At 65.0% G+C, this 21,751-nt stretch carries 23 protein-coding genes and 2 pseudogenes; 10 read left to right on the top strand and 15 right to left on the bottom strand.

Annotation, left to right across the window (positions count from 1 at the left end; all coding sequences use genetic code 11):
- Positions 1-59: 59 nt before the first annotated feature.
- The 4 genes from hslU to hslV are packed head-to-tail and all read right to left on the bottom strand — an operon-like array spanning position 60 to position 3,091.
- Positions 60-1,364 (bottom strand): ATP-dependent protease ATPase subunit HslU, encoded by a 1,305-nt coding sequence (gene hslU / locus AB7Z56_RS01135; RefSeq protein WP_063980271.1) that lies wholly within the window; start codon positions 1,362-1,364, stop codon positions 60-62.
- Positions 1,365-1,413: 49 nt separating this feature from the next.
- On the bottom strand, positions 1,414-2,031 hold the full coding sequence (locus AB7Z56_RS01130; RefSeq protein WP_063980270.1) for a DUF2585 domain-containing protein: 618 nt from the start codon (positions 2,029-2,031) through the stop codon (positions 1,414-1,416).
- Positions 2,028-2,513 carry a GNAT family N-acetyltransferase gene (locus AB7Z56_RS01125; protein ID WP_063980269.1) on the bottom strand — a complete coding sequence of 162 codons (486 nt, stop codon included), beginning with the start codon at positions 2,511-2,513 and terminating at the stop codon, positions 2,028-2,030. Before AB7Z56_RS01125 ends, AB7Z56_RS01130 begins: the two co-directional genes overlap by 4 nt.
- Positions 2,514-2,530: 17 nt before the next feature.
- Positions 2,531-3,091, bottom strand: a complete 561-nt coding sequence (gene hslV, locus AB7Z56_RS01120) for an ATP-dependent protease subunit HslV (protein WP_028150159.1) — start codon at positions 3,089-3,091, stop codon at positions 2,531-2,533.
- 190 nt (positions 3,092-3,281) lie between these two features.
- On the opposite strand from hslV, the gene hisB reads away from it, so the two are divergent.
- The 7 genes from hisB (at position 3,282) to coaA (ending at position 8,018) form a co-directional block, all read left to right on the top strand.
- Entirely contained in the window at positions 3,282-3,875 is a 594-nt protein-coding gene (hisB, locus tag AB7Z56_RS01115) for an imidazoleglycerol-phosphate dehydratase HisB (RefSeq protein WP_028150158.1), read from the top strand.
- 65 nt (positions 3,876-3,940) lie between these two features.
- Positions 3,941-4,471 carry a DUF2628 domain-containing protein gene (locus AB7Z56_RS01110; protein WP_063980268.1) on the top strand — a complete coding sequence of 177 codons (531 nt, stop codon included), beginning with the start codon at positions 3,941-3,943 and terminating at the stop codon, positions 4,469-4,471.
- The gene (gene hisH / locus AB7Z56_RS01105) at positions 4,468-5,118 is read left to right on the top strand and encodes an imidazole glycerol phosphate synthase subunit HisH (protein WP_063980267.1); all 651 of its coding nucleotides are present in this window, start codon (positions 4,468-4,470) and stop codon (positions 5,116-5,118) included. Before AB7Z56_RS01110 ends, hisH begins: the two co-directional genes overlap by 4 nt.
- Complete coding sequence (hisA, locus tag AB7Z56_RS01100; RefSeq protein ID WP_063985972.1) at positions 5,115-5,852, top strand: 1-(5-phosphoribosyl)-5-[(5-phosphoribosylamino)methylideneamino]imidazole-4-carboxamide isomerase; 738 nt, start codon at positions 5,115-5,117, stop codon at positions 5,850-5,852. Before hisH ends, hisA begins: the two co-directional genes overlap by 4 nt.
- Positions 5,853-5,862: 10 nt before the next feature.
- Complete coding sequence (gene hisF, locus AB7Z56_RS01095; protein WP_063980266.1) at positions 5,863-6,636, top strand: imidazole glycerol phosphate synthase subunit HisF; 774 nt, start codon at positions 5,863-5,865, stop codon at positions 6,634-6,636.
- A gap of 79 nt (positions 6,637-6,715) precedes the next feature.
- Positions 6,716-7,036 carry a phosphoribosyl-ATP diphosphatase gene (locus AB7Z56_RS01090; RefSeq protein ID WP_028150153.1) on the top strand — a complete coding sequence of 107 codons (321 nt, stop codon included), beginning with the start codon at positions 6,716-6,718 and terminating at the stop codon, positions 7,034-7,036.
- A gap of 25 nt (positions 7,037-7,061) precedes the next feature.
- Entirely contained in the window at positions 7,062-8,018 is a 957-nt protein-coding gene (gene coaA / locus AB7Z56_RS01085) for a type I pantothenate kinase (RefSeq protein WP_441256138.1), read from the top strand.
- A 273-nt stretch (positions 8,019-8,291) separates the two neighbouring features.
- On the opposite strand, the gene AB7Z56_RS01080 is transcribed toward coaA, so the two are convergent.
- The 5 genes and pseudogenes from AB7Z56_RS01080 to AB7Z56_RS01060 form a co-directional block, all read right to left on the bottom strand.
- The gene (locus tag AB7Z56_RS01080) at positions 8,292-10,526 is read right to left on the bottom strand and encodes an ATP-binding protein (protein ID WP_084794914.1); all 2,235 of its coding nucleotides are present in this window, start codon (positions 10,524-10,526) and stop codon (positions 8,292-8,294) included.
- A 119-nt stretch (positions 10,527-10,645) separates the two neighbouring features.
- Positions 10,646-11,119 (bottom strand): hypothetical protein, encoded by a 474-nt coding sequence (locus AB7Z56_RS01075; protein ID WP_063980265.1) that lies wholly within the window; start codon positions 11,117-11,119, stop codon positions 10,646-10,648.
- Between the two features lie 110 nt (positions 11,120-11,229).
- Positions 11,230-12,126, bottom strand: a pseudogene (locus AB7Z56_RS01070) (YifB family Mg chelatase-like AAA ATPase); the annotation flags it as partial.
- A gap of 25 nt (positions 12,127-12,151) precedes the next feature.
- The gene (locus AB7Z56_RS01065; protein ID WP_346283396.1) at positions 12,152-12,628 is read right to left on the bottom strand and encodes a hypothetical protein; all 477 of its coding nucleotides are present in this window, start codon (positions 12,626-12,628) and stop codon (positions 12,152-12,154) included.
- Between the two features lie 169 nt (positions 12,629-12,797).
- Positions 12,798-12,992, bottom strand: a complete 195-nt coding sequence (locus AB7Z56_RS01060) for a hypothetical protein (RefSeq protein ID WP_283017904.1) — start codon at positions 12,990-12,992, stop codon at positions 12,798-12,800.
- A gap of 77 nt (positions 12,993-13,069) precedes the next feature.
- Between AB7Z56_RS01060 and AB7Z56_RS01055 the strand changes: the two genes are divergently transcribed.
- Positions 13,070-14,443 (top strand): IS30 family transposase, encoded by a 1,374-nt coding sequence (locus tag AB7Z56_RS01055; protein WP_354266075.1) that lies wholly within the window; start codon positions 13,070-13,072, stop codon positions 14,441-14,443.
- Between the two features lie 61 nt (positions 14,444-14,504).
- Here the strand turns inward: AB7Z56_RS01055 and AB7Z56_RS01050 are convergent.
- Positions 14,505-14,603 (bottom strand): annotated as a pseudogene (locus AB7Z56_RS01050) (ATP-binding protein); the annotation flags it as partial.
- Between the two features lie 226 nt (positions 14,604-14,829).
- Here AB7Z56_RS01050 and AB7Z56_RS01045 point away from each other — a divergent pair.
- Positions 14,830-15,075: a PilZ domain-containing protein gene (locus tag AB7Z56_RS01045; protein WP_027534981.1), complete on the top strand. Its 246-nt coding sequence runs from the start codon at positions 14,830-14,832 to the stop codon at positions 15,073-15,075.
- Positions 15,076-15,154: 79 nt separating this feature from the next.
- Positions 15,155-15,928, top strand: a complete 774-nt coding sequence (locus AB7Z56_RS01040; protein ID WP_063980259.1) for a tetratricopeptide repeat protein — start codon at positions 15,155-15,157, stop codon at positions 15,926-15,928.
- Positions 15,929-15,958: 30 nt separating this feature from the next.
- On the opposite strand, the gene AB7Z56_RS01035 is transcribed toward AB7Z56_RS01040, so the two are convergent.
- From AB7Z56_RS01035 to gshB, 5 genes are all read right to left on the bottom strand, one after another.
- Positions 15,959-17,251 (bottom strand): AAA family ATPase, encoded by a 1,293-nt coding sequence (locus AB7Z56_RS01035; protein WP_063980258.1) that lies wholly within the window; start codon positions 17,249-17,251, stop codon positions 15,959-15,961.
- Entirely contained in the window at positions 17,248-17,982 is a 735-nt protein-coding gene (locus AB7Z56_RS01030; RefSeq protein ID WP_063980257.1) for a CpaD family pilus assembly protein, read from the bottom strand. The genes AB7Z56_RS01035 and AB7Z56_RS01030 overlap by 4 nt, the downstream gene beginning before the upstream one ends.
- A 52-nt stretch (positions 17,983-18,034) precedes the next feature.
- Positions 18,035-19,552, bottom strand: a complete 1,518-nt coding sequence (locus tag AB7Z56_RS01025; protein ID WP_063980256.1) for a type II and III secretion system protein family protein — start codon at positions 19,550-19,552, stop codon at positions 18,035-18,037.
- A gap of 13 nt (positions 19,553-19,565) precedes the next feature.
- Positions 19,566-20,381, bottom strand: a complete 816-nt coding sequence (cpaB, locus tag AB7Z56_RS01020) for a Flp pilus assembly protein CpaB (RefSeq protein WP_063980255.1) — start codon at positions 20,379-20,381, stop codon at positions 19,566-19,568.
- Between the two features lie 415 nt (positions 20,382-20,796).
- The gene (gshB, locus tag AB7Z56_RS01015; protein WP_063980254.1) at positions 20,797-21,741 is read right to left on the bottom strand and encodes a glutathione synthase; all 945 of its coding nucleotides are present in this window, start codon (positions 21,739-21,741) and stop codon (positions 20,797-20,799) included.
- Between the last annotated feature and the right edge of the window lie 10 nt (positions 21,742-21,751).

The following is a 21,751-nucleotide window of genomic DNA, read 5'->3' as shown; positions in this document are numbered from 1 at the left end:
TTATGGGTCCCTGCTTTCGCAGGGACGACAGCGGCATCCATAGCGTGGCCGCAGCCGAATTACAAAATGAACCGGCTCAGATCGGCGTTCTTGGCGAGGTCGCCGACGTGCTTCTGCACGAAATCCGCATCGACCTTGACGGTCTCGCCGCTGCGGTCGGGGGCGGTGAAGGAGATTTCGTCCAGCACCCGTTCCATCACCGTCTGGAGCCGCCGCGCGCCGATGTTCTCGACGGTGGAATTGACGGCGACCGCGACGTCGGCCAGGGCGTCGATGGCGTCGGCGGTGATGTCGAGCGTCACGCCCTCGGTCTGCAGCAACGCGATATATTGCTTGATCAGCGAGGCCTCGGGCTCGGTCAGGATGCGCCGCATGTCGTCGCGGGTCAGTGCCTGCAGTTCGACGCGGATCGGCAGGCGGCCCTGCAATTCCGGCAACAGGTCGGACGGTTTCGCGACGTGGAAGGCGCCGGACGCGATGAACAGGATGTGATCGGTCTTCACCGCGCCGTGCTTGGTCGAGACCGTGGTGCCTTCGATCAGCGGCAACAGGTCACGCTGCACGCCCTCGCGCGAGACGTCGCCGCCGACCCGGCCGTCGCGTGCGCAGATCTTGTCGATCTCGTCCAGGAACACGATGCCGTTGTTCTCGACCGCGCTGATCGCCTCCAGCGTGAGCTGGTCGGTATCCAGCAGCTTGTCGGATTCCTCATTGACGAGGATCTCGTGCGAGTTCTCCACCGTCAGTCGCCGCGTCTTGCTGCGCCCGCCCAGCTTGCCGAAGATGTCGCCGAGCGACACCGCGCCCATCTGCGCGCCGGGCATGCCCGGGATCTCGAACATCGGCATGCCGCCGCCCGAGGACTGCGTCTCGATCTCGATTTCCTTGTCGTTGAGCTCGCCAGCGCGCAGCTTCTTGCGGAACGATTCGCGCGTTGCCTGGCTGGAATTGGCGCCGACCAGCGCGTCGAGCACGCGCTCCTCGGCGGCGAGCTGCGCGCGTGCCTGCACGTCCTTGCGCTTGCGCTCACGCACCTGGGCGATCGCGACCTCGACGAGATCGCGCACGATCTGCTCGACGTCGCGGCCGACATAGCCGACCTCGGTGAATTTCGTCGCTTCCACCTTCAGGAACGGCGCGTTCGCGAGCTTGGCGAGCCGTCGCGCGATCTCCGTCTTGCCGACGCCGGTGGGGCCGATCATCAAGATGTTCTTCGGGAGTACCTCTTCGCGCAAGGAGCCGGAGAGCTGCTGCCGGCGCCAGCGGTTGCGCAGCGCGATCGAGACCGCGCGCTTGGCATCGGCCTGGCCGACGATGAAACGGTCGAGTTCGGAGACGATTTCGCGGGGAGAGAAGTCTGTCATGGGACCTTAGCTAGGATCAGATGCGGGTCGGGACAAGCCGCATTTTACGTCAGATGATGGGCGGGCCCGATTGCCACTGTTTCACGGCGTCGATCGGATGGATCAGCATCAGGATATTGAGCGTCAGATTGTCGCGAATGTGAAGCGCGAGCATGATCTCGAAGGCGAGCCCGAGCAGGACGGTCACCGAGACTGGCAGCACGCGCGCGGCGAGGAACCCCATCATCATGGCCAGATTGTCAGAAATCGAATTGACGATGCTGTCGCCGAAATAATCCAGCGAGATCGTGCCGGCACGGTAGCGTTCGATGATGAAGGGCGAGTTCTCGACGATCTCCCAGGCGCCTTCGATCAGCATGGCGACGATCAGCCGTGCCGGCCAGGACAGTTGTAGGAAGGGCAGGCGCGCGAACAGCAGCCAGGTCAAGCCGTAGAACAGGAAGCCATGCAGGATGTGAGAGAAGGTGTACCAGTCGGCGATGTGCTGCGAATTCTCGGAGCTGTTCACCACGCCATGCCAGAGCTTTACATAGCCGCAGGTGCAGATCGGCACCCGCCCCATCGCGAACAAGATCGAGGCCTGCAGCGCCAGCAGCAGCAGTGCGATGCCGACCCAGGCCAATGGCGGTACGGCGACCTTGCTCTCGTGCGTGCTCGTCAGCGTCACGGCTCGCGCACCATCAGCAGCGCCGTCCCGTCCGGCGTCTCGACCATGCGGTCGCGGACGAAGCCGGCCTTCTCATAAGCGCGCACGGCGCGTGCGTTGAGCGGATCGGGATCGGTGACAATGCGTGGCAGGCCCTGCCGCAACTGGCCGTCGACGAACTGGCGGATGAACGCGGAGCCGTGGCCGCGCGCGATCATGTCGCTTTCGCCGATGAACTGGTCGATCCCACGGGTGCCCTCCGGTTGCGGCCCGAAGCCGGTATTCCAGGCTGTCAGGCGATAGCATTGAAGATAGCCGAACGGGTGGGTGCCAGCCAACACGATGAACTGGTCCATCGCCGGCTCATCGAGATCGCCGCTCACCAGCAAGAACTGCTCGTCCGGATCGCCCCACCACTCCCGCACATGCACCTCGCCCAGCCACCGCCGGATCAGCGGCAAATCGGCCGGGCTCATCGGGCGGAAGGTGTAGGCGGGCGCCATGTCCTGTTCGGTCTGGCCTAGCCGGTCGCCAGGCTTTCGATGGTCAGATTGCGGTTGGTGTAGACGCAGATGTCGGCGGCGATATCGAGGGAGCGGCGGACGATGGTCTCGGCATCCTTGTCGGTGTCGATCAAGGCCCGCGCAGCGGCCAGGGCGTAATTGCCGCCAGAGCCGATCGCCATGACCCCGGCCTCGGGCTCCAGCACGTCGCCGGTGCCCGTCAGGACCAGGGAGACGTCCTTGTCGGCCACGATCATCATAGCCTCCAGGCGGCGCAGATAGCGGTCTGTCCGCCAGTCCTTGGCGAGCTCCACCGCAGCCCGGGTCAGCTGCCCCGGATACTGCTCGAGCTTGGATTCGAGCCGCTCGAAGAGCGTGAAGGCGTCAGCCGTGGCGCCGGCAAAGCCGCCGATGACGTCGCCCTTGCCGAGTTTTCGCACCTTCTTGGCGTTGGACTTGATCACGGTCTGGCCGATCGAGACCTGGCCGTCGCCGCCGATCACCACCTTGCCGCCCTTGCGGACCGTCAAAATCGTGGTGCCGTGCCAGCCCGGTGCGCTGTTCTGGGAATCCTGCATCAAATACCTCGTTGTCGGACCTGATTTAGGCGGTCGGGACCGACCGTACAACGGGCCGCTCCGGGCCCATTTCGCTCACCATAGGCAGAAGTAGAGGCCCGGCCAGCCGTTCCCGCAGTAGCGAAGGCGTCATTTGACTGTTAAAAGACCGCCGTTTTCGGTCCAAAACCAGAATGGAAACCGCTTTTCAATGCGCACCGCGACGATCAAGCGCAAGACCAAGGAAACCGACATCGAGGTCACCGTGAACCTCGATGGCACCGGCGTGTCCAATATCGCGACCGGCATCGGCTTTTTCGACCATATGCTCGATCTCCTCGCCCGCCATTCCCGCATCGACCTCACGGTCAAGGCGGTTGGCGATTTGCACATTGATCATCACCATACCACCGAGGACACCGGCATCGCGCTGGGCCAGGCGGTCAAGCAGGCGCTCGGCAACATGGCGGGCATCACCCGCTATGCCGGCGTGCACATGCCCATGGACGAGACGCTGTCGCGCGTGGTCATCGACATCTCGGGCCGTCCGTTCCTGGTGTTCAAGGCCGACTTCCCCCGCGACAAGATCGGCGAGTTCGATACCGAGCTGGTGCGCGAGTGGTTCCAGGCCTTCGCCATGAACGCCGGCGTGACTCTCCACGTCGAGACCCTATATGGCGATAACAGCCACCATATCGCCGAGTCCTGCTTCAAGGGCCTGGCGCGGGCGCTGCGCACTGCCGTCGCGATCGATCCGAAGGCCGTGGGCGAAATCCCGTCCACCAAGGGTTCGCTCGGCGGCTGACGTCTTTCGGCCCGCGGCACGCGCCGCTTGCGGTATCACTGAATTCCTAGGAACGGGGCATCACCATGCCTGTCTACACAGTTCATGCTCCCTCCCCTGCCGGAGCCGATCTGCGCGCGACCGACAAGTTCGTCTTCGTGCGCGACGGTTTTCATTTCTGGGCGATGGTTTTGGGTCCGTTCTGGCTGCTCTGGAACAGGCTCTGGCTGGCGCTGATCGGCTGGGTGATTTTCCTGGCTGCATTCGATGCAGGGCTGCATAGCCTCGGCGTTGGCCGCAGCTCGATCTTCCTGGCCAATATGATCATCGCGGTGCTGATGGGTTTCGAGGCCTCGAGCCTGCGCCGCTGGACACTGTCGCGCGGCAAGTGGCGCCAGCTTGACGTCGTCATCTCCGACGACGAGGACACCGCCGAGCGGCGTTTCTTCGAGCGCTGGAGCCTGAAGCAGCGCGGCATCGTCAACGATCAATGGGCCGTCGATCGCGGCGGCCCGCCGCCAACCCGCAACGTGCCGGGTCAGCAATTCTCAAATCCGCCACCGCTGCCGTCGGGCGGCATCATTGGATTGTTTCCGGAACCGGGAGGGTCAAGATGAGCGTCGCGATCATCGATTACGGTTCAGGCAATCTGCATTCCGCCGCCAAGGCGTTCGAGCGCGCCGCGCGCAGCCTGGAGATTCCGCAAAAGGTCTTCGTCACCAGCGATCCGGATCAGGCCTACGGCGCCGACCGTCTGGTGCTGCCGGGCGTCGGCGCCTTCGCCGATTGCCGGCGCGGGCTCGATGCCGTCAACGGCATGGTCGAGGCGATCACCGAAGCGGTCCGCGTCAAGGCGCGGCCCTTCTTTGGTATTTGCGTCGGCATGCAGCTGATGGCGAGCCGCGGCAAGGAACACGTCATCACCGAGGGCCTGAACTGGGTCGGCGGCGACGTCGAGAAGATCATGCCGCGCGACGAGAGCCTGAAGATCCCGCACATGGGCTGGAACACGCTCGACCTGCTGCAGGAGCATCCGGTGCTGGACAGGCTGCCGCTCGGCCCCAAGGGCCAGCACGCCTATTTCGTGCACTCCTACCACCTCAACGCCGCCAACGAGGCGGACGTGCTCGCGCGCGCCGATTACGGTGGACCGGTCACCGCGATCGTCGCGAAGGACACCGCCATCGGCACCCAATTCCACCCCGAGAAGAGCCAGCGTTTCGGCCTGGCCCTGATCTCGAACTTTTTGCGATGGAAACCGTGATTCTCTTTCCCGCGATCGACCTCAAGAACGGCCAGTGCGTGCGCCTCGAGCAAGGCGACATGGCGCGCGCGACCGTGTTCAACCTCAATCCCGCGGCCCAGGCGCAGAGCTTTGTCGAACAGGGCTTCGAGTATCTCCACGTCGTCGATCTCGACGGCGCCTTTGCCGGCAAGCCGGTGAATGCGCAGGCGGTAGAGGCGATGCTCAAGACGATCAAGATCCCGGTGCAGCTCGGCGGCGGCATTCGCGATCTCGCGACCGTCGAAGCCTGGCTCGACAAGGGCATCACCCGCGTCATCATCGGCACCGCCGCGGTGCGCGACCCTGAACTGGTGAAGGCGGCTGCAAGGAAATTCCCCGGCCGCGTTGCGGTCGGGCTCGATGCCCGTGACGGCAAGGTCGCCGTCGAAGGCTGGGCCGAGACCTCGCAGGTGACGGTGCTGGAAATCGCGCAGCGTTTCGAGGATGCCGGCGTCGCCGCCATCATCTTCACCGACATCGCGCGCGATGGCCTGCTCAAGGGCCTCAACCACGATGCGACCATTGCGCTGGCAGATGCGATCTCGATTCCCGTGATCGCCTCCGGCGGCCTCGCCTCGATCGAGGACGTCAAGGCGATGCTGACGCCGCGCGCCAGGAAGCTCGCCGGCGCGATCGCCGGCCGTGCGCTTTACGACGGCCGGCTCGATCCCGCCGCCGCCCTCACCTTGATCCGCAACGCGCGCACCGCCTAGGAGCCGACACATGTTCAAGGTGCGCGTGATCCCCTGCCTCGACGTCAAGGACGGCCGGGTCGTCAAGGGCGTCAACTTCGTCGACCTGCGCGATGCCGGCGATCCCGTCGAAGCCGCGATCGCCTATGACGCCGCCGGTGCCGACGAGCTCACCTTCCTCGACATCACCGCGACCCACGAGAACCGCGGCATCATGCTGGACGTGGTCCGGCGTACGGCGGAGGCCTGCTTCATGCCCGTGACCGTCGGTGGCGGCGTGCGCAAGGTTGACGACATCAAGACGCTTCTGCGCGCCGGCGCCGACAAGGTCTCGATCAACAGCGCCGCGGTGTCGCGGCGCGAGTTCGTCAAGGAAGCTGCCGAGAAATTCGGCGAACAATGCGTGGTGGTCGCGATCGACGCCAAGCGGGTCAAGCGTCCGGGCGGCGACCGCTGGGAGATCTTCACCCATGGTGGCCGCAACTCGACCGGCATCGATGCCATCGAATATGCCCAGGAAGTGGTCTCGCTCGGTGCTGGTGAAATCCTGCTCACCTCCATGGACCGCGACGGCACCCGGCAGGGCTTCGACATCCCGCTGACCCGGGCGATCGCCGACAGCGTTCCCGTTCCCGTGATAGCCTCGGGCGGCGTCGGCAATCTCGATCATCTCGTCGACGGTATCCGCAACGGCCACGCCACAGCTGTGCTGGCCGCCTCGATCTTCCATTTCGGGGAATTCACCATTCGCGAAGCCAAGGAGCACATGGCCCGGCGCGGACTGGCCATGCGCCTCGATGCCTGACGACTCCCGATCATAAAAATGCTACATAGGCCTACGGGGAATGGCCTCCGTGGCCTTGTGTGTTGTTCGAGTAATTCCGATGTCGCGTTTCACGATCCACGATCTGGCCGACACCATCGACGCCCGCGCGGCGGCCGGCGGCGAGGCGTCCTATACCCGTAAGCTCCTGGACAAGGGCGCCGAGCATTGCGCCAAGAAGTTCGGCGAGGAGGCAGTCGAAACCGTAATCGCAGCAGTCGAAAACGATCGCGCGCATCTGATCGCTGAAAGTGCCGACCTGCTCTATCACTTCCTTGTGCTGCTCAAGGCCCGCGGCGTAAAGCTGGAGGAGGTCGAGGCCGCGCTGGACAAGCGGACGAATATGTCCGGATTGGAAGAAAAGGCGTCCCGCAAGGGTTAGTAGATCCCAACGGAAAGGTCGCGTCATGGATATCCGCGCACCCGAGCAGCAGTATAATCCGTACCGCGTCTATACGCGCGAGCAGTGGTCGCGACTGCGCGACGACACGCCGATGACGCTGGAGCCCGGCGAGTTCGACCGGCTGCGCTCGCTGCACGATCGCCTGGACTTGCAGGAGGTCGAGGACATCTACCTGCCGCTGTCGCGCCTCTTGTCGATCTATGTCGATGCGATGCAGCGCCTGTACTACGCAGAGCGCCAGTTTCTCAACATCCGCGACCGCAAGATGCCCTACATCATCGGCGTCGCTGGTTCGGTCGCGGTCGGAAAATCCACCACGGCCCGCGTGCTTCAGGCACTGCTGGCGCGCTGGTCGCCGCGTCCGAAGGTCGAACTGATCACCACCGACGGATTTCTGTATCCCAACGCCGTGCTGGAGCGGCAGGGCATCATGCAGAAGAAGGGTTTTCCGGAGAGCTACGACCTGCCGCTGCTGCTCAGCTTCCTCTCCGACATCAAGGCAGGCCGCCGCCACGTGCGCGCGCCGGTCTATTCGCATCTGACCTACAACATCGTGCCGAACCAGTGGGCCGAGATCGACCAGCCGGACATCCTGATCGTCGAGGGCGTCAACGTGCTGCAAACCGGCAAGCTGCCGCGCGACGGCAAGGCGGTGCCCGTCGTCTCCGACTTCTTCGACTTTTCGGTCTATATCGACGCCGACGAGGCGGCGCTGCGGCAATGGTACATCAAGCGCTTCCTGGCGCTGCGTGACACCGCGTTCACCAATCCGAAATCCTACTTCAATCGCTACGCGCTGTTGTCGGACGAGGAAGCCACCGCCACCGCGATCGCGATCTGGGAACGCACCAACCTCGCCAATCTCGAGGATAACATCCTGCCGACCCGCCCCCGCGCGACGCTGATCCTGAAGAAGGGCGCCGACCACACCGTGGCAAGCGTGGCGCTGCGACGGCTATAGGCCGCGGTATCGTAGGGTGGGCAAAGGCGCGAAGCGCCGTGCCCACCGTCTATCTGCATTGTCGAATGTGAATAGTGGGCACGCGGAGCCTGTCATTGGGCGCGCATTCGCGCGACCCGTTGGCTTTGCCCACCCTACGGCATCGGTGATTGGCGCACGCCTGCAGCCACATCGTCATTGCGAGCGCAGCGAAGCAATCCAGAATCTTTCCGCGGAGGGATTCTGGATTGCTTCGTCGCAAGGGCTCCTCGCAATGACGGAGGAGAGACCTTCCTACACCGCCAGATGCCGCGCCGCCGCCAGCCCGGCCAGCGCCTCGTCCAGCTTGTCGCGGTCGAGCGGCTTGATCAGAAATCCGTTCATGCCCGCCTCGAAACAGGCATAGCGATCCTCCACCAGCGTATTGGCGGTGAGCGCGAGGATCGGCGTGTGGTGGCCGCCTTTGGCCGCCTCATGCGTGCGGATGCGTTTCGTCGCCTCGATGCCGTCGAGCTGCGGCATCTGGATGTCCATCAGCACGAGATCGTAGGGCGTGCCGGCGGATGACGCGGCGAGCCAGGATTCCAGCGCCGCCTCGCCATGAACCGCGATGACGACGCGGTGGCCGAGCTTGGTCAGCAGCGAGCGCATCAGCAGCGCGTTGATCTCGTTGTCCTCGGCGACGAGGATCGACAGACCCTTTGCCGTTACGACGCCGGCGGGGGAGGCGGCCGGCGGCTCCGGCGCCAGTTCGGGCGAGGCGACCTCCGGCGTCAGCGCGAGACGTGCCGCGAGCGAAGCTGCGCGCAGCGGCTTGATCAGAAAGCCGGTGAAGGAAGCTGAAAATTTCTCGTGACGCGAGCTCGACGTCAGCAGCACCAGCCGCTGCGTCGCATGCTTGCGCGCGACCTCGCCGAGATGGTCGGCGATGGCGGCGCCGATCGCACGATCGACCAGCACCGCATGCCATGAGCGCTCCGGCAGCAGCGCCTCTGCGACGGCTCCATCCGAGACGAGGCAGATCTGTCCGCCCCAGCGCTCCAGCCGCCGCGCGATCAGCGAGGCCTCGATGCCGTCGGCGATCAGGAGGATCGACTTGCCGGTGAGATCAGGGCTCGGGAACGCCGTCTGCCCCGCGCCGGATTGCGATGGCGCAAGCGGGATCGCGACGTCGAAGGTCGAGCCCTTGCCCGGCTCGCTCTCCAGGGTGATGCGGCCGCCCATGCGCTTGACGATGCGTTCGCTGATGGCAAGGCCGAGCCCGGTGCCGCCATAGGTGCGGGCGACGCGCTCGTCGGCCTGCTCGAACTCGCGGAAGATGCGCGTTCGCGCCTCGGGCGCGATGCCGATGCCGGTGTCGCGCACCAGAAAGCTGATCTCGTTCGGCCAGATGCCGGGTTCGACGATCAGCGCGACGCCGCCGGTCGCGGTGAACTTGATGGCGTTGCCGGCGAGGTTGAGCAGCACCTGGCGCAACCGCGCGGCATCGCCGACGACCTCGAGCGGCAGGCGCTCGTCGACATAGGCGGCGATCTCGAGCGTCTTTGCCTGCGCGCGCGGCGCGAGCAGCTCGGTGATCTCCTCGATCATGGTCGAGAGCGCGAACGGGCGTTGGTCGAGATCGAGCTTGCCGGCCTCGATCTTGGAATAGTCGAGCAGCTCCTCGATCAGCGCCATCAGCGCTTCGCCGGAGGTTTTCACCGCCCTGGCATAGGTCGTCTGCTCCGGCGTCAGCGTGGTGTCGAGCAACAGGCCGCCCATGCCGATCATGCCGTTGAGCGGCGTGCGGATCTCATGCGAGGCCATCGCCAGGAAGCGCGACTTGGCGCGGTTGGCGGCATCGGCCTGGTCGCGCGCGTCCGACAGCGCGCGCTCGGTCTCGGTGCGGTCGGTGACGTCGCGTCCGACGCTCTGCAATTCGGCGGGCTGGCCGGCATCGAGACGGACATAGCCCTCGCGCCAGGCGATCCAGCGCGCGCCGTGCGGGGTGGTGATCCTCTGGTCGTGAATGCGCGTGCCGTTGCTTTCGCGGGCGCTGTCGCCCTGCTCGAGGACGTCGAAATCGAAACGCGTGCCGACCAGCGCGTTGCGCCCCTGTCCTGCGAGTGCGCAATAGGCGTCGTTGGCGAAGGAGATGCGGCCCTGGTGGTCGCGCAGCACGATCAGATCGCCCTGCTGTTCGAACAGGCTGCGCGCGCGCTCCTCCGCTTCCTTCAGTTCCCAATTGCGGTCGATCAGCGTCTCGTTGTGGGCGGCGAGCTTACGCATCCGCTTGTTGACGAAGCGCAGCCGCATGCTGAGCGTGGCGAGGCCGAGGCAGGCGAGCGCGAACAGGAAGCTCGCGCCGACCGCAAACGTATTGGGATCGTAGCCGGAGTTCTCGGAGCGGCTGCCGGAGACGAAGCCATAGGCGCCGCCGAACGTCGCCGAGAAAATCATGAAGGAGCGGATCGCGAACGCGATGCGGGGATGCTGTCGCCTGAAGCGGCGCATGCGCACCTTGATCCGGAACGTCCGATCCATCGCCATCGACCCCGACTCTTGCTCCGAAACCCCGCGTCGCCAATTGCGACGATGTCTCGCCGACCTTGCGAACAGCTTGAGGCTTTGGTTCGGCCTCCAAACAGGGTTGACGAGGTGTTAACGCTTCAGAGCGAGGCGGCCTGGAGCGGGAGCGGGCGGTGGCCGCCATTGGCACCGACGATCAGCGCCGCGGCCTCGCGCTGCGAAAAGGTCTTCGAGCGCACATAGATGCGGTAATCGGCCGGCCCGTCGGTGGACAGGTAAATCACCGGACCGCCGTCGACCGGCTCCGCGGCAATCGTGATGAGGCGCGTCGCCGGATTGGCCTGACAGGAATCCGTTTCGGAGCCGAGACCGTCGTCCACGACCGCGAAGTCCGCCGCGTCCGGATCGTCGGTGATCTGAACCCGCACCGTGGCCCGCGACAGATCGTCGGTGAAGGCGACATGGACGCCGGCCGTCCAGAACAGGGATGTCAGCTCGACTGAAGTCTCGCCCAGCGCGATGCAGGGATGCGAGACCGATCCGATCTCGCCGCGGGCGAACACCGCGGCCGCCAGCAGGGGAACAACCGAGGCCAGGATCTTGAAACGCAACATGACACTCTACTCGCCCGGGCCCTGTGTGGAACTCATAGGGGAACGCTTGGGCCTTATGGTTTGCAGAGCGTAAAGGAAACTCGTTACCGCCGGGTTGATGCGCGGAAGGATCAGGCCATCTGCCGCACATCCTCCGCGAGTGCGCGGTAGGACAGCGCCTCGGCGAGATGCAGCCGGCCGATCTTGTCGGCGCCGTCGAGATCGGCGAGCGTGCGCGCCACCCGCAGGACGCGGTGATAGCCGCGAGCCGACAGCCGCATGGTCTCGGCGGCGTCGCGCAGTAATTTGGCGCCTTGCGCATCCGGCTTGGCGACGTCCTCCAACACCGAGGCCGGCGCCTCGGCATTGGTGCGAACATGCGGCAGGCCCGCATCCGCGTAACGCGCGAGCTGGATGTCGCGCGCGGCTGCCACGCGCGCGGCGACTTCCGCCGAGCCCTCCGCCGCCGGCGGCAGGATCAGATCGGCTGCGGTCACCGCGGGAACCTCGATGCGCAAATCGATGCGGTCCATCAGCGGACCGGAGATGCGCGCCTGGTAGTCGCCGGTGCAGCGATCGATGCGGCCGCGCTTGCAGGCATAGCCGGGCTCGAACGCATGGCCGCAGCGGCACGGATTCATCGCCGCGACCAGCATGAAGCGCGCAGGATAAGTCACGCGATGATTGGCGCGGGAGACGGAGACCTCGCCGTTCTCCAGCGGCTGGCGCAGCGAATCCAGCACCCGAGGATCGAACTCGGGCAGCTCGTCGAGGAACAGCACGCCCTGATGCGCAAGCGAGATCTCGCCGGGTTTTGCGCGGATGCCGCCGCCGGTGAGTGCGGCCATGCTGGCGGAATGATGCGGCGAACGGAACGGCCGCCGCGCGGTCAACGCGCCGCCCTCGATCTCGCCGGCGACGGAGGCGATCATGGAGACTTCGAGCAATTCGCCCGGCGACAGCGGTGGCAGGATCGAGGGCAGGCGCGCCGCCAGCATCGACTTGCCGGCGCCGGGCGCGCCGATCATGGCAGGTGATTACGTCAATGACAATTTATGGATCAGGCGGTGGGCCTTGCGGTTTCAGCTCATCGGTTTTGCTGTCAGGCTCCAAATGGTCGTCGTCGACTGTGTCATCTCGCTCCGTCCAAGCCTCTAACTGTTCGGACGTCATGGGAACCTGTACGCAGCCGCAGGAAATGGCTTGGCCGCCACAGGCCGGGCATTCTTCCATGTCGCATCCGCTCACGTGAAGTTGCCCTTGGAGAGCACCGCAGTCATGGCATGTGCGAGGCAGCTTAATTTTCTTCTTTTTCTGGTCGTAGACGGGTTCCTCGTCCCCATACCTGATGCGCTCTCGGGGTGTCGTTACAAGCGAGACTGTCTGATACTGCGCGTCCTCCAGCATCTGCGGCCAATGCGCTGCCATCGAATGCGCGTTGTATCCCGCCTCGACGGCCTTGAGAAATCCACCGAGTGCCCCTGTGTGCGCGTTCTTTCCCCGGTAGGCCGACACACCGAGGTCCGTCATGTTTAGCTCGGTGTCGAGCGTTAGCCCGTGCTCAAGGGCATACTTGGCCGCCTTCTCCGTCTGTCGCTGTAGACTTGCTCCAGCGGCTTGCGAGGGCGTTGAGAACCGAACGTAGGAGTAGGCCCGTGCTTGGGCCTCGGTGCGGACAGGGGCATTCATTGGGGCCGCCTCAGGCTTTGGCGTTGGCGATCAGGGGCTCCAGCACCTTCTCGATGATCAACCACCACACGTGAGCCTGTCGCTCCGCAGCCAGCTCAAGACGCTCGCCAAGGTCTCCCAGTGCTCTCGCAGTGTGTGCTATGCCCGAAGCGAACCGAACGGCACTCCTAAGGGCGAGGATGGCGGCCGAGTTCCACAATTCCATTGCAATCTCCATGTGTTGACGCCGTATAGTGGGCGGATTCAATCGGTCGTCGCAACACTCGGAGGTTTGAGGTTGCGATGAACATTGTAAGGCGCCGATCGGCGCAATCAGGACGAGCCCCATTGCCATCGCCAGGACGGCCGTCTGTTGCAGGACGCAATGAACAGAATAAATTTTGGCGGGCGATTGCCGCGGGGCTAAGTAGCGAAGATGCTGCGCTGGAAGCCGGATTGTCACAACCTGTCGGAGGCAGATTATTCCGAAAGGCGGGCGGCATGCCACCAGCGATGTTCAGATCTTCGGCAAATGCGCTCTCCGGGCGGTACCTCTCGTTGGTTGAGCGCGAGGAGATCGCACTGCTCAAGGTGCAGGGCCATTCCATACAGGAGATTGGACGTCGCCTGGGGCGGGCTGCTTCGACAGTCTCCCGTGAACTGCGGCGCAACGCGGCCACCCGCGGCGGCGGGTTGGAGTATCGGGCAACAACTGCCCAATGGCATGCGGATCGATCCGCCCGCCGGCCCAAGCCGACCAAGCTTGCGCTCAATGCAACCTTGCGCACTTATGTGCAGGAGAGACTTGCTGGCGACGTCGTAGCCCCGAGCGGCGCTCCCGTTCTTGGTCCCGTCGTTCCGTGGAAGGGGCGCCGGCATGGCCCGCGCAAGGATCGGCGATGGGCCAAAGCCTGGAGCCCCGAGCAGATTGCCCGACGCTTGCCGATCGACTTCCCGGACGACAAGACGATGCGCATCAGCCACGAAGCTATCTATCAAGCTCTCTTCGTCCAGGGCCGTGGGGCGCTACGCCGCGAGCTGACGGCCTGCTTGCGAACAGGGCGTGTATTACGGATGCCCAGAGCGCGCGTACGCAGGCGAGGCAAGGGTTTTGTCTCCCCGGAGATCATGATCAGTGAGCGCCCTGCTGAAGCTGCCGATCGAGCAGTGCCGGGACATTGGGAGGGAGACCTCATCCTCGGTCTTGGCAGCTCGGCAATCGGCACGCTGGTCGAGCGCACGACGCGCTTCACGATGCTATTGCACCTTCCCCGGTTGGCGGGGCATGGCGAAGCTCCGCGCGTGAAGAACGGACCTGCGCTCGCGGGACACGGGGCCGAAGCCGTGCGCGATGCGATCACGCGCACCGTCATCACCTTACCCGAAGAACTGCGTCGATCGCTGACTTGGGATCAGGGAGCCGAAATGGCTCAGCACGATCGTCTCAAGATCGATGCGGGTATCCAGGTCTACTTCTGCGACCCGCAAAGCCCTTGGCAGCGCGGCACTAACGAGAACACCAACGGATTGCTGCGGCAGTACTTTCCGAAAGGCACAGACCTGAGCATCCACAGCGCCGACGAAATATCCGCTGTGGCAGCGGCCCTCAATGCCCGACCGAGAAAGACACTAGGCTGGAAAACGCCAGCGGAGGCGCTTGACGAACTGCTGTCATGAGTGAAATTAATTGGTGTTGCGACGACCGATTGAATCCGCCGTGTTGGCATTCACACTCTGCAATGGCGAAAGCCGGCAGCCCGGGCGCGACCTGCACCTGCACGTCGACCGCGCGGGCCTCAATCCCCTCAAAGGCGACGGTAGAAACCCGCTGAACCATGCCCGAACCAGCCTGCCCTCTCGTACAATTAGGGGTAGCAGAGCCCGATCTTTCTTGCAAGAACAATACGAGAACAGCCCGAGGGCCCGGAAAACCCTAACCGGTCGTAAACATCACGCAGACACTACGCCTCGAATGCGAGCGGCTCTCATCAGCACATCCCAACGAATGTTCGCTACTCCTAGAGCTGCGGGATGGGCCGTGATCTAACGGGTGAACAATTCAAATGCTTGCAAATCGCCGCAGAAGCGAACGACGGGTGTGCACTCGGCTCGCCAAGATTCACTTTGGCGCGGGCTCGCTGCCGAGGGATTGCACGATCACGGATATCTCGGATGGGGGCGTGAAAGTGGTGGCGGAGTTTCTGGAAGTGCCGCCGCAATTCACCATCATCTTCGCGCCCGATTATTCCCGCCAATGCCGCCTGCGCTGGCGCATCGGCTGCGAATTCGGCGCCGAGTTCACCGATTGAGCCGGACGGGCCAGGTTCCTTAACTGGACTTTAGGGTTAATCGGTAAGCATCGCTGATCAGTCGCCGAGTGATCAGAGTATGCCCAAGCGTTCGTCCCTTGCCTCTCCGCCGGCGAGATTCCTGCTTTCCGCGCTCGTGATGCTTGCCCTCGGCGGCTGCCAGACCACGAGTCTGGAGGACATCACCGGCGCGCTCGGTGGCAAGTCGGAAACCGCTGGCAGGGCCGACCCGAAGCCGGACATGGACGCGCTTCGCGAGCGCTATCGCGCCAAGCCTTCCGATCCCAACGTCGCGCTCGAATATGGCATGGCGCTGCGCGAGACCGGCCAGCGCGCCCAGGCCGTTGCGGTGATGGAGCAGGCCGTGCTCGCCCATCCCAGCAACAAGGCGCTGCTCGCCGGCTACGGCCGCGCGCTCGCCGACAGCGGCAATTTCCAGCAGGCTTTCGATGTGCTCAGCCGCGCGCATACGCCTGAGGATCCCGACTGGCGCATCCTGTCGGCGCAAGGCGCGGCGCTCGATCAGCTCGGCCGCAACGAAGAGGCGCAGCAATATTATTCGGCAGCGCTGAAGATCGTGCCCGAGGAGCCGCAGGTTCTGTCCAATCTCGGCCTGTCCTACATGCTCCAGAACAATCTGCCGCGGGCCGAGGAAACGCTGCGCCGCGCCTATGAGCACAATCGCGCCGATTCCCGCGTGCGCGCCAATCTGGCGCTCGTCGTGGGACTGCAGGGAAAGCAGGCCGAGGCCGAGACCATCGTGAAGGCCGACCTGCCGCCGGATCAGGCCGCGGCAAAGGTCACGGCGCTACGGCAGTTGCTGGCGAAGAAGCAGCAGCGGGCGGACAAGTAGCCCGCCCTCGTTTCTCGTTCGCGTTGGTGCTTACGACACCTTGCGATGCGGGGCTGACCCGCGACCCGCCCTGCCCTTGAGCCTCTTCAGGAGCGGCCCGAGCAGCGAGCGCTTCGGCTTCTTCACCTCGCCACGCCCGGCGAGGCGGTTCGCCATGTTCTGGAACAGAAGGGTGGTGCGGTGGTTCTTGGAGACTTCCGCGATCATCTGGCCGTTATTGGCCGCGGTCGAGAACAGTTTCGAGTCGAACGGGATCGCCGCGATCGGCTGGCTCTCCATGGTCTTGGCGAACGCCTTGACGTCGATCTCCGCGCGCTTGTGCATGCCGACCTGGTTGATGCAGTACAGCGGCGGACGGTCGTTGGGCCGTGCCGCCTTGAGCACGCTCAGCATGTTCCTGGTGTTGCGCAAATTGGCCAGATCGGGTTCGGCCACGATCACGATATCGTCGGCATTGACGAGCGCGCGGCGCGTCCAGCCCGACCATTGGTGGGGAACGTCGAGCACGATGCAGGGTGTGGTCATGCGCAGCGTGTCGAAGATCGCATCAAAAGCTTCGGCGCCGAAATCGTAGACGCGGTCGAGCGTTGCGGGCGCCGCGAGGAGACTGAGGCGCTCGGTGCATTTGGCGAGCAGGCGCTCCATCAGCGCCGTGTCCGGCCGGTCCTGCGAGAGCACCGCGTTGGCGATGCCCTGCGCCGGGTCCTGGTTGTAGTCGAGGCCGGCGGTGCCGAAGGCGAGGTCGAGATCGATCACGACGGAATCAAGTGCGAGGTCGCGCGCGATGGTCCAGGCCACGTTGTGCGCGACCGTGGACGCACCGACGCCGCCCTTGGCGCCGACCACCGCGATGACGCGGCCGGTGATGATGGCTTCCGACGCCGAGAACAGGCTGCAGATGGAGCGGACGACGTCGAGGGTTTCGACCGGTCCCACCACGTAGTCGTTGACGCCGCGGCGGACCAGCTCGCGATAGGGCGCGGTGTCGTTGGGGTTGCCGATCACGACCACGCGTGTGCCGGGATCGCAGACGCCGGCGAGATCGTCGAGGCCCTCGAGGATATCGCGTGTGCCGTCGGATTCGATCACGATGACGTTCGGCGTCGGCATCGTGTCATAGACTTCGATGGCCGCGGCAAGGCCGCCGCCCTTGGCGGTGAGATGCGCCTTGGCGAGACGGCGATCCTGCCCGGCCGCGGTGATCGCGGCGAGCGTCTGCTCGGTCTCGCAAAAGGCCTGCACCGAGATGCGAGGAACCGGCGCAATGTGGTCCTCGGGGTGCCGCGGGTCGTCCGCTTCCTCGTCGTCGTGAAAACTTGTCATTTGCCGGTGTCGCTGAGTTTGGCCTTTTCGGCCTCGGGATACATGGTCGTGGTCGCCATGCCTTTGCGGTAGCGCTCGAAGGCGATCTCGCGCCGTGCAGTGTAGGCAGGCGTCTCCGCCCTCGGCTGCTCGAGGTCGGCGGGGTTGTCGATCATGGCCGCGAGGTTGCGCTGGCTGGCGCAGCCCAGATTGAAGTACGGCCGGTTCTCGTTGTAGCCGGGGTCGAGGATGTTCGGACCGACGTCTTCCGGCCACAGCCCGCAGGGGCCGGCGACCGCGGCGATCTTCGAATAGCTCAGGCGGATGGTCGGCAGCAGTCCGGGATCCTCGGGGCGATAGGGATGCTGGACGATGGCGCGCGACGGCACGCCGCCGGATGCGAGCACCGACCGGATTTCGTGATAGGTCGCCGCCGCGGCGCGTGAATTCGCAGCGTCGCTCGGCACGTCGACGACGACGGAACCGGTGCCTTCGCGCACCCAGTCCCTGGCAATGCCCGCGACGTCCGCGTGCTGCGCGGTGGAGAGGCCGCCGCGCGCCTTGCCGACGAAGATCACGATCGACTTCTTGGCTTCCTGCACCGCGATCGGGTGGCGCTGGCGATAGTCGGTCGGCACCGTCTGGGTGACGATGTCACCGGTGGTGTTGCAGGCGCCGAGCATGACGGAAAGCCCCGTCAGCGCCAGCGCGATCCGCAGGTTGCGACGTCGATCGGCGATCGTCTTCGTCATCGCTTTGTCCCCTCTTGCCCCATTTCTTGCCCCGGTCCCCAAACCGTCCGTCTCAGTCGATGATGAAGCCGAAATCGCCGCGGGTGCCTTCGATCGGATCGACGCTGCGCGCGATGCCATAGAGCCGGTTCATGCGGCCGAGCAGCGCCGTCTGCGCGTCCGAGGCCGGCGCAAAGCCGTCGTCGGGCCGCGACAATTCCTTCTGGGCGACCGCCCGCACCACATAGGGCGTCACGATCACCATCAGCTCGGTCTCGTTGTTGACGAAGTCCTGGCTGCGGAAGAGCGCGCCGATGATCGGCACCTGGTCGACGCCGGGCAGGCCGTTGATCGCCTGCTTGGTCTTCTGCTGGATCAGGCCGGCCATCGCCATCGAGCCACCGGAAGGAATCTCCAGCGTGGTCTCGGCGCGGCGGGTCTGGACCGAGGGGATGGTGATCGAGTTGCTCGAGGTCGAGGACACCGCCTGCGTCAGCGTGATCGCGTTCGTGTTCGACAGCTCCGAGACCTCGGTCATCACGCGCAGGCTGATACGGCCTTCGCTGAGCACGAGCGGGGTGAAGTTCAGGGAGATGCCGAACTTCTTGTAGGTGACCTGGGTGGTACAGACGTGGGTGACCGGATCGCAGGAATAGCCTGCAGGGATCGGGAATTCACCGCCGGCGATGAAGGTGGCGGATTCGCCCGAGATCGCGGTCAGGCTCGGTTCGGCGAGCGTGCGCATGACGCCGGCGCTTTCCATCGCGCGCATCGTGGCGCTGACGGTGGCGACACCCTTGGCGAGGCCGGCCACGCCGAGCCCGTTGCTGCCGACGATCGGTCCGCCAGAGACCGAGAACGGGTTGGAATTGTTGAAGTTCACGACCGCCGTGCCGGCATTCAGGCTGGCGCTGAGGTCGACGCCCAGCTGCTTGACGATGTCGCGGCGGACTTCGCCGACGACGACCTTGAGCATCACCTGGTCGCGGCCGCGCACGACGATGTTGTTGACGACCTTGTCAGCGCCGCCAACGAGTTTTGCGGCGACGTCGCCGGCCTGCTGGGCCTCGATCGGGCTCGACACCGAGCCGGTCAGCATCACGCTGTCGCCTACGCCTTCGATCTGCACGCCCGGCAGCGACTGGCGCAGCGCCGTGCGCATGCCGTTGAGATCGCGCTTTACCGCGATGTCGTAAGAGGCAACCTGCTGGCCGTCGGCGGTGAAGAACACGACGTTGGTCTGGCCGACCTGGCCGCCGATGATATAGGCGCGCTGCGACGAGCGGATCACTGCATTGGCGATCTTGGGATCGGCCACCAGCACGTCCTTGACCTCGCGCGGCAGATCGATGACGACGGACTTGCCGACGCCGAGCGACAGCGAGCGCGTGCGTGTAGGCGCGATGGTCGAAACCGGCGACACGCCGAGATCCGGCGCCTGCATCGGCGCCTGGTCGCCGACCGGCGCATCCGCCGCGCTGACGAAGTCGGGGGCTGCGATCAGCCCCAGCATCAGCACCGCCCCCGTCCAGAACGAGCGTGCGCGCTTCCCCCGAATGCGCAGGCCCGTCCGATCATCCCCGTAGTTCATGGTGTCCCCATCATCACTTCTGTGACGTCAGTTGCCGTGCCTGCACCCCGTAGCGGATCACGTTCACGCCGCCGGGCCGCTTGGCCGTCAGGTCTTCGATCGAAATCTCCGACGCGTTGGCATCGGCGATGCTTCGCAACGCGAGCGTCAGCGTGCCGCCCTGGCGCGAGGCCGACAGCGTCGCGACCTGGTCCGGCTTGAGCTCGAGCGTGACGGTCTTGCCGAGTACGGCGTTCTGGCCGTCTTTTTCTTTCGGCGCCTGGTCGATCGCGAGCACGCGGATGTTGCTCAGGATGACCTCCGACAGGATCAGGTCGTTGCCGCCGGTCGCGCCGTTGGCGCCATCGGGGTTCTTCAGGCGCCGCGTTAGAACGATGTCGACGCGGTCGTTCGGCAGGATGAAGCCGCCGGCGCCGGTCTCGGCTGAAATCTCGGTAGAGACGGCCCGCATGCCGGAGGGCAGGATCGCGGCCATGAAGCCCGAGCCCTCGGCCCGCACCAGCTTCTGCTCGCGGATCGGCTCGCCCTGCATCAACGGCACGCGCGCGATCGAGCCTGCGATCTGGGTCTGGGCGTCGGGCCTGCTGTCGCGGCGGATGAAGGCGCTGCTCGCGGTCGCCGCCGGCCAGGACTGCCATTGCAGATCCTCGGGCTTCACGGCCTGGCCGAGCTGGATGTCGTTCTTCGCGATCAGCACCTCGACCGTCGGCAGCTTCTCGGCGACGGGAAGGGCGGGTGCTGGCTTGTTGTCAAAGCCGCTCGCCAGATACGCAGCGACGCCGCCGGCGCCCAGCGCGATGACGAGAACGACAATGCGTGCGGTGTTCATGCGCTTCTACTCTTACGCGGGGCACTCGAACCGCACGTGGCGGGTTCCCCTGCGTCGATGAGTAGGGAGTAAAGGTATAAGGGGTGTTGCGAGGCCGAGTGTGATGGCCCGTGACGATGCGCGTTCTGGGCAGATGGTGAACGTCGCGTTATCCGCTCGGCCAATGGCCCCGTAGATTCACGCAGGGCGGGACGTTCGTTCGAACGATGCGCGCGGCGTCATGGTGAATGGGTGGTTTAGCCATGGGCGCTTCGCGCAGCGTGCGCGGTCGTCGCTCCTCTGGGTGAGGAGCGTACTTCCTCGTGTTTCAATTGATGTCCGTAGCCCGGATGGAGCGAAGCGCAATCCGGGCTCGTGCAGCGCGTTGTGAGATCCCGGATTTCGCTGCGCTCCATCCGGGCTACGAGTGAGCGCCCTACTTCGCCCGCTTCTGCTCGATCGTGTCCCAGACCTTCGCCGCGACGTCCGGGCCGCCGAGCCGCGCGATGGCGCGGATGCCCGTCGGCGATGTCACGTTGATCTCGGTGAGGTTGCCGTTGATGACGTCGATGCCGACGAACAGCAGGCCGCGCTCGCGCAGCGCCGGGCCGACGGTGGCGCAGATCTCGCGCTCGCGTGGCGTGAGCTCGGTCTCCTGCGCGGCGCCGCCACGCACCATGTTGGAGCGGAGGTCGTCGGCGGCCGGCACGCGGTTGACCGCGCCGGCGAACTCGCCGTTGACCAGGATGATGCGCTTGTCGCCGTGCTTCACCTCGGGGATGAACTGCTGGATCACCCACGGCTCCTTGAAGGTCACCGAGAACATGTCGAACAGCGAGCCGAAATTCATGTCCTGCGGCATCACGCGGAACACCGCCGCGCCGCCATGGCCGTGCAGCGGCTTCATGACGACGGCGCCGTGCTTATCCCGGAACGCGTTGATCTCGTCGAGGTCGCGCGAGATCAGCGTCGGCGGCATCAGCTGCGGAAAGTTCATCACGAACAGTTTTTCCGGCGCGTTGCGCACTGAGGCGGGGTTGTTGACGACCAGCGTCTTCGGATGGATGCGCTCCAGGAAATGCGTCGAGGTGATGTAGGCGAGATCGAACGGCGGATCCTGGCGCAGCAGCACGACGTCGAAGCCGTTGAGCGCTTCGCGCCTGGGCTCGCCCAGCGTGAAGTGATTGCCGGGCTCGTCGCGCACGGTCAGGAGCTGGATGGGCGCGACGATCTCCTCGCCGACCATCGAGAGCTTGTCGGGCGTGTAATAGGACAGGCCGTGGCCGCGCTTCTGCGCCTCCAGGAGCAGTGCAAAGGTGGAATCGCCCTTGATGTTGATACGGGCGATGGGGTCCATCTGGACGGCGACGTTCAGTTTCATGGTCTGCCTT

Origin of the sequence: Bradyrhizobium sp. 482_C4_N1_8, assembly GCF_052075965.1 — a bacterium.
Taxonomy (GTDB): domain Bacteria; phylum Pseudomonadota; class Alphaproteobacteria; order Rhizobiales; family Xanthobacteraceae; genus Bradyrhizobium; species Bradyrhizobium barranii.
This window is presented reverse-complemented; position numbering and strand designations above follow the sequence as displayed.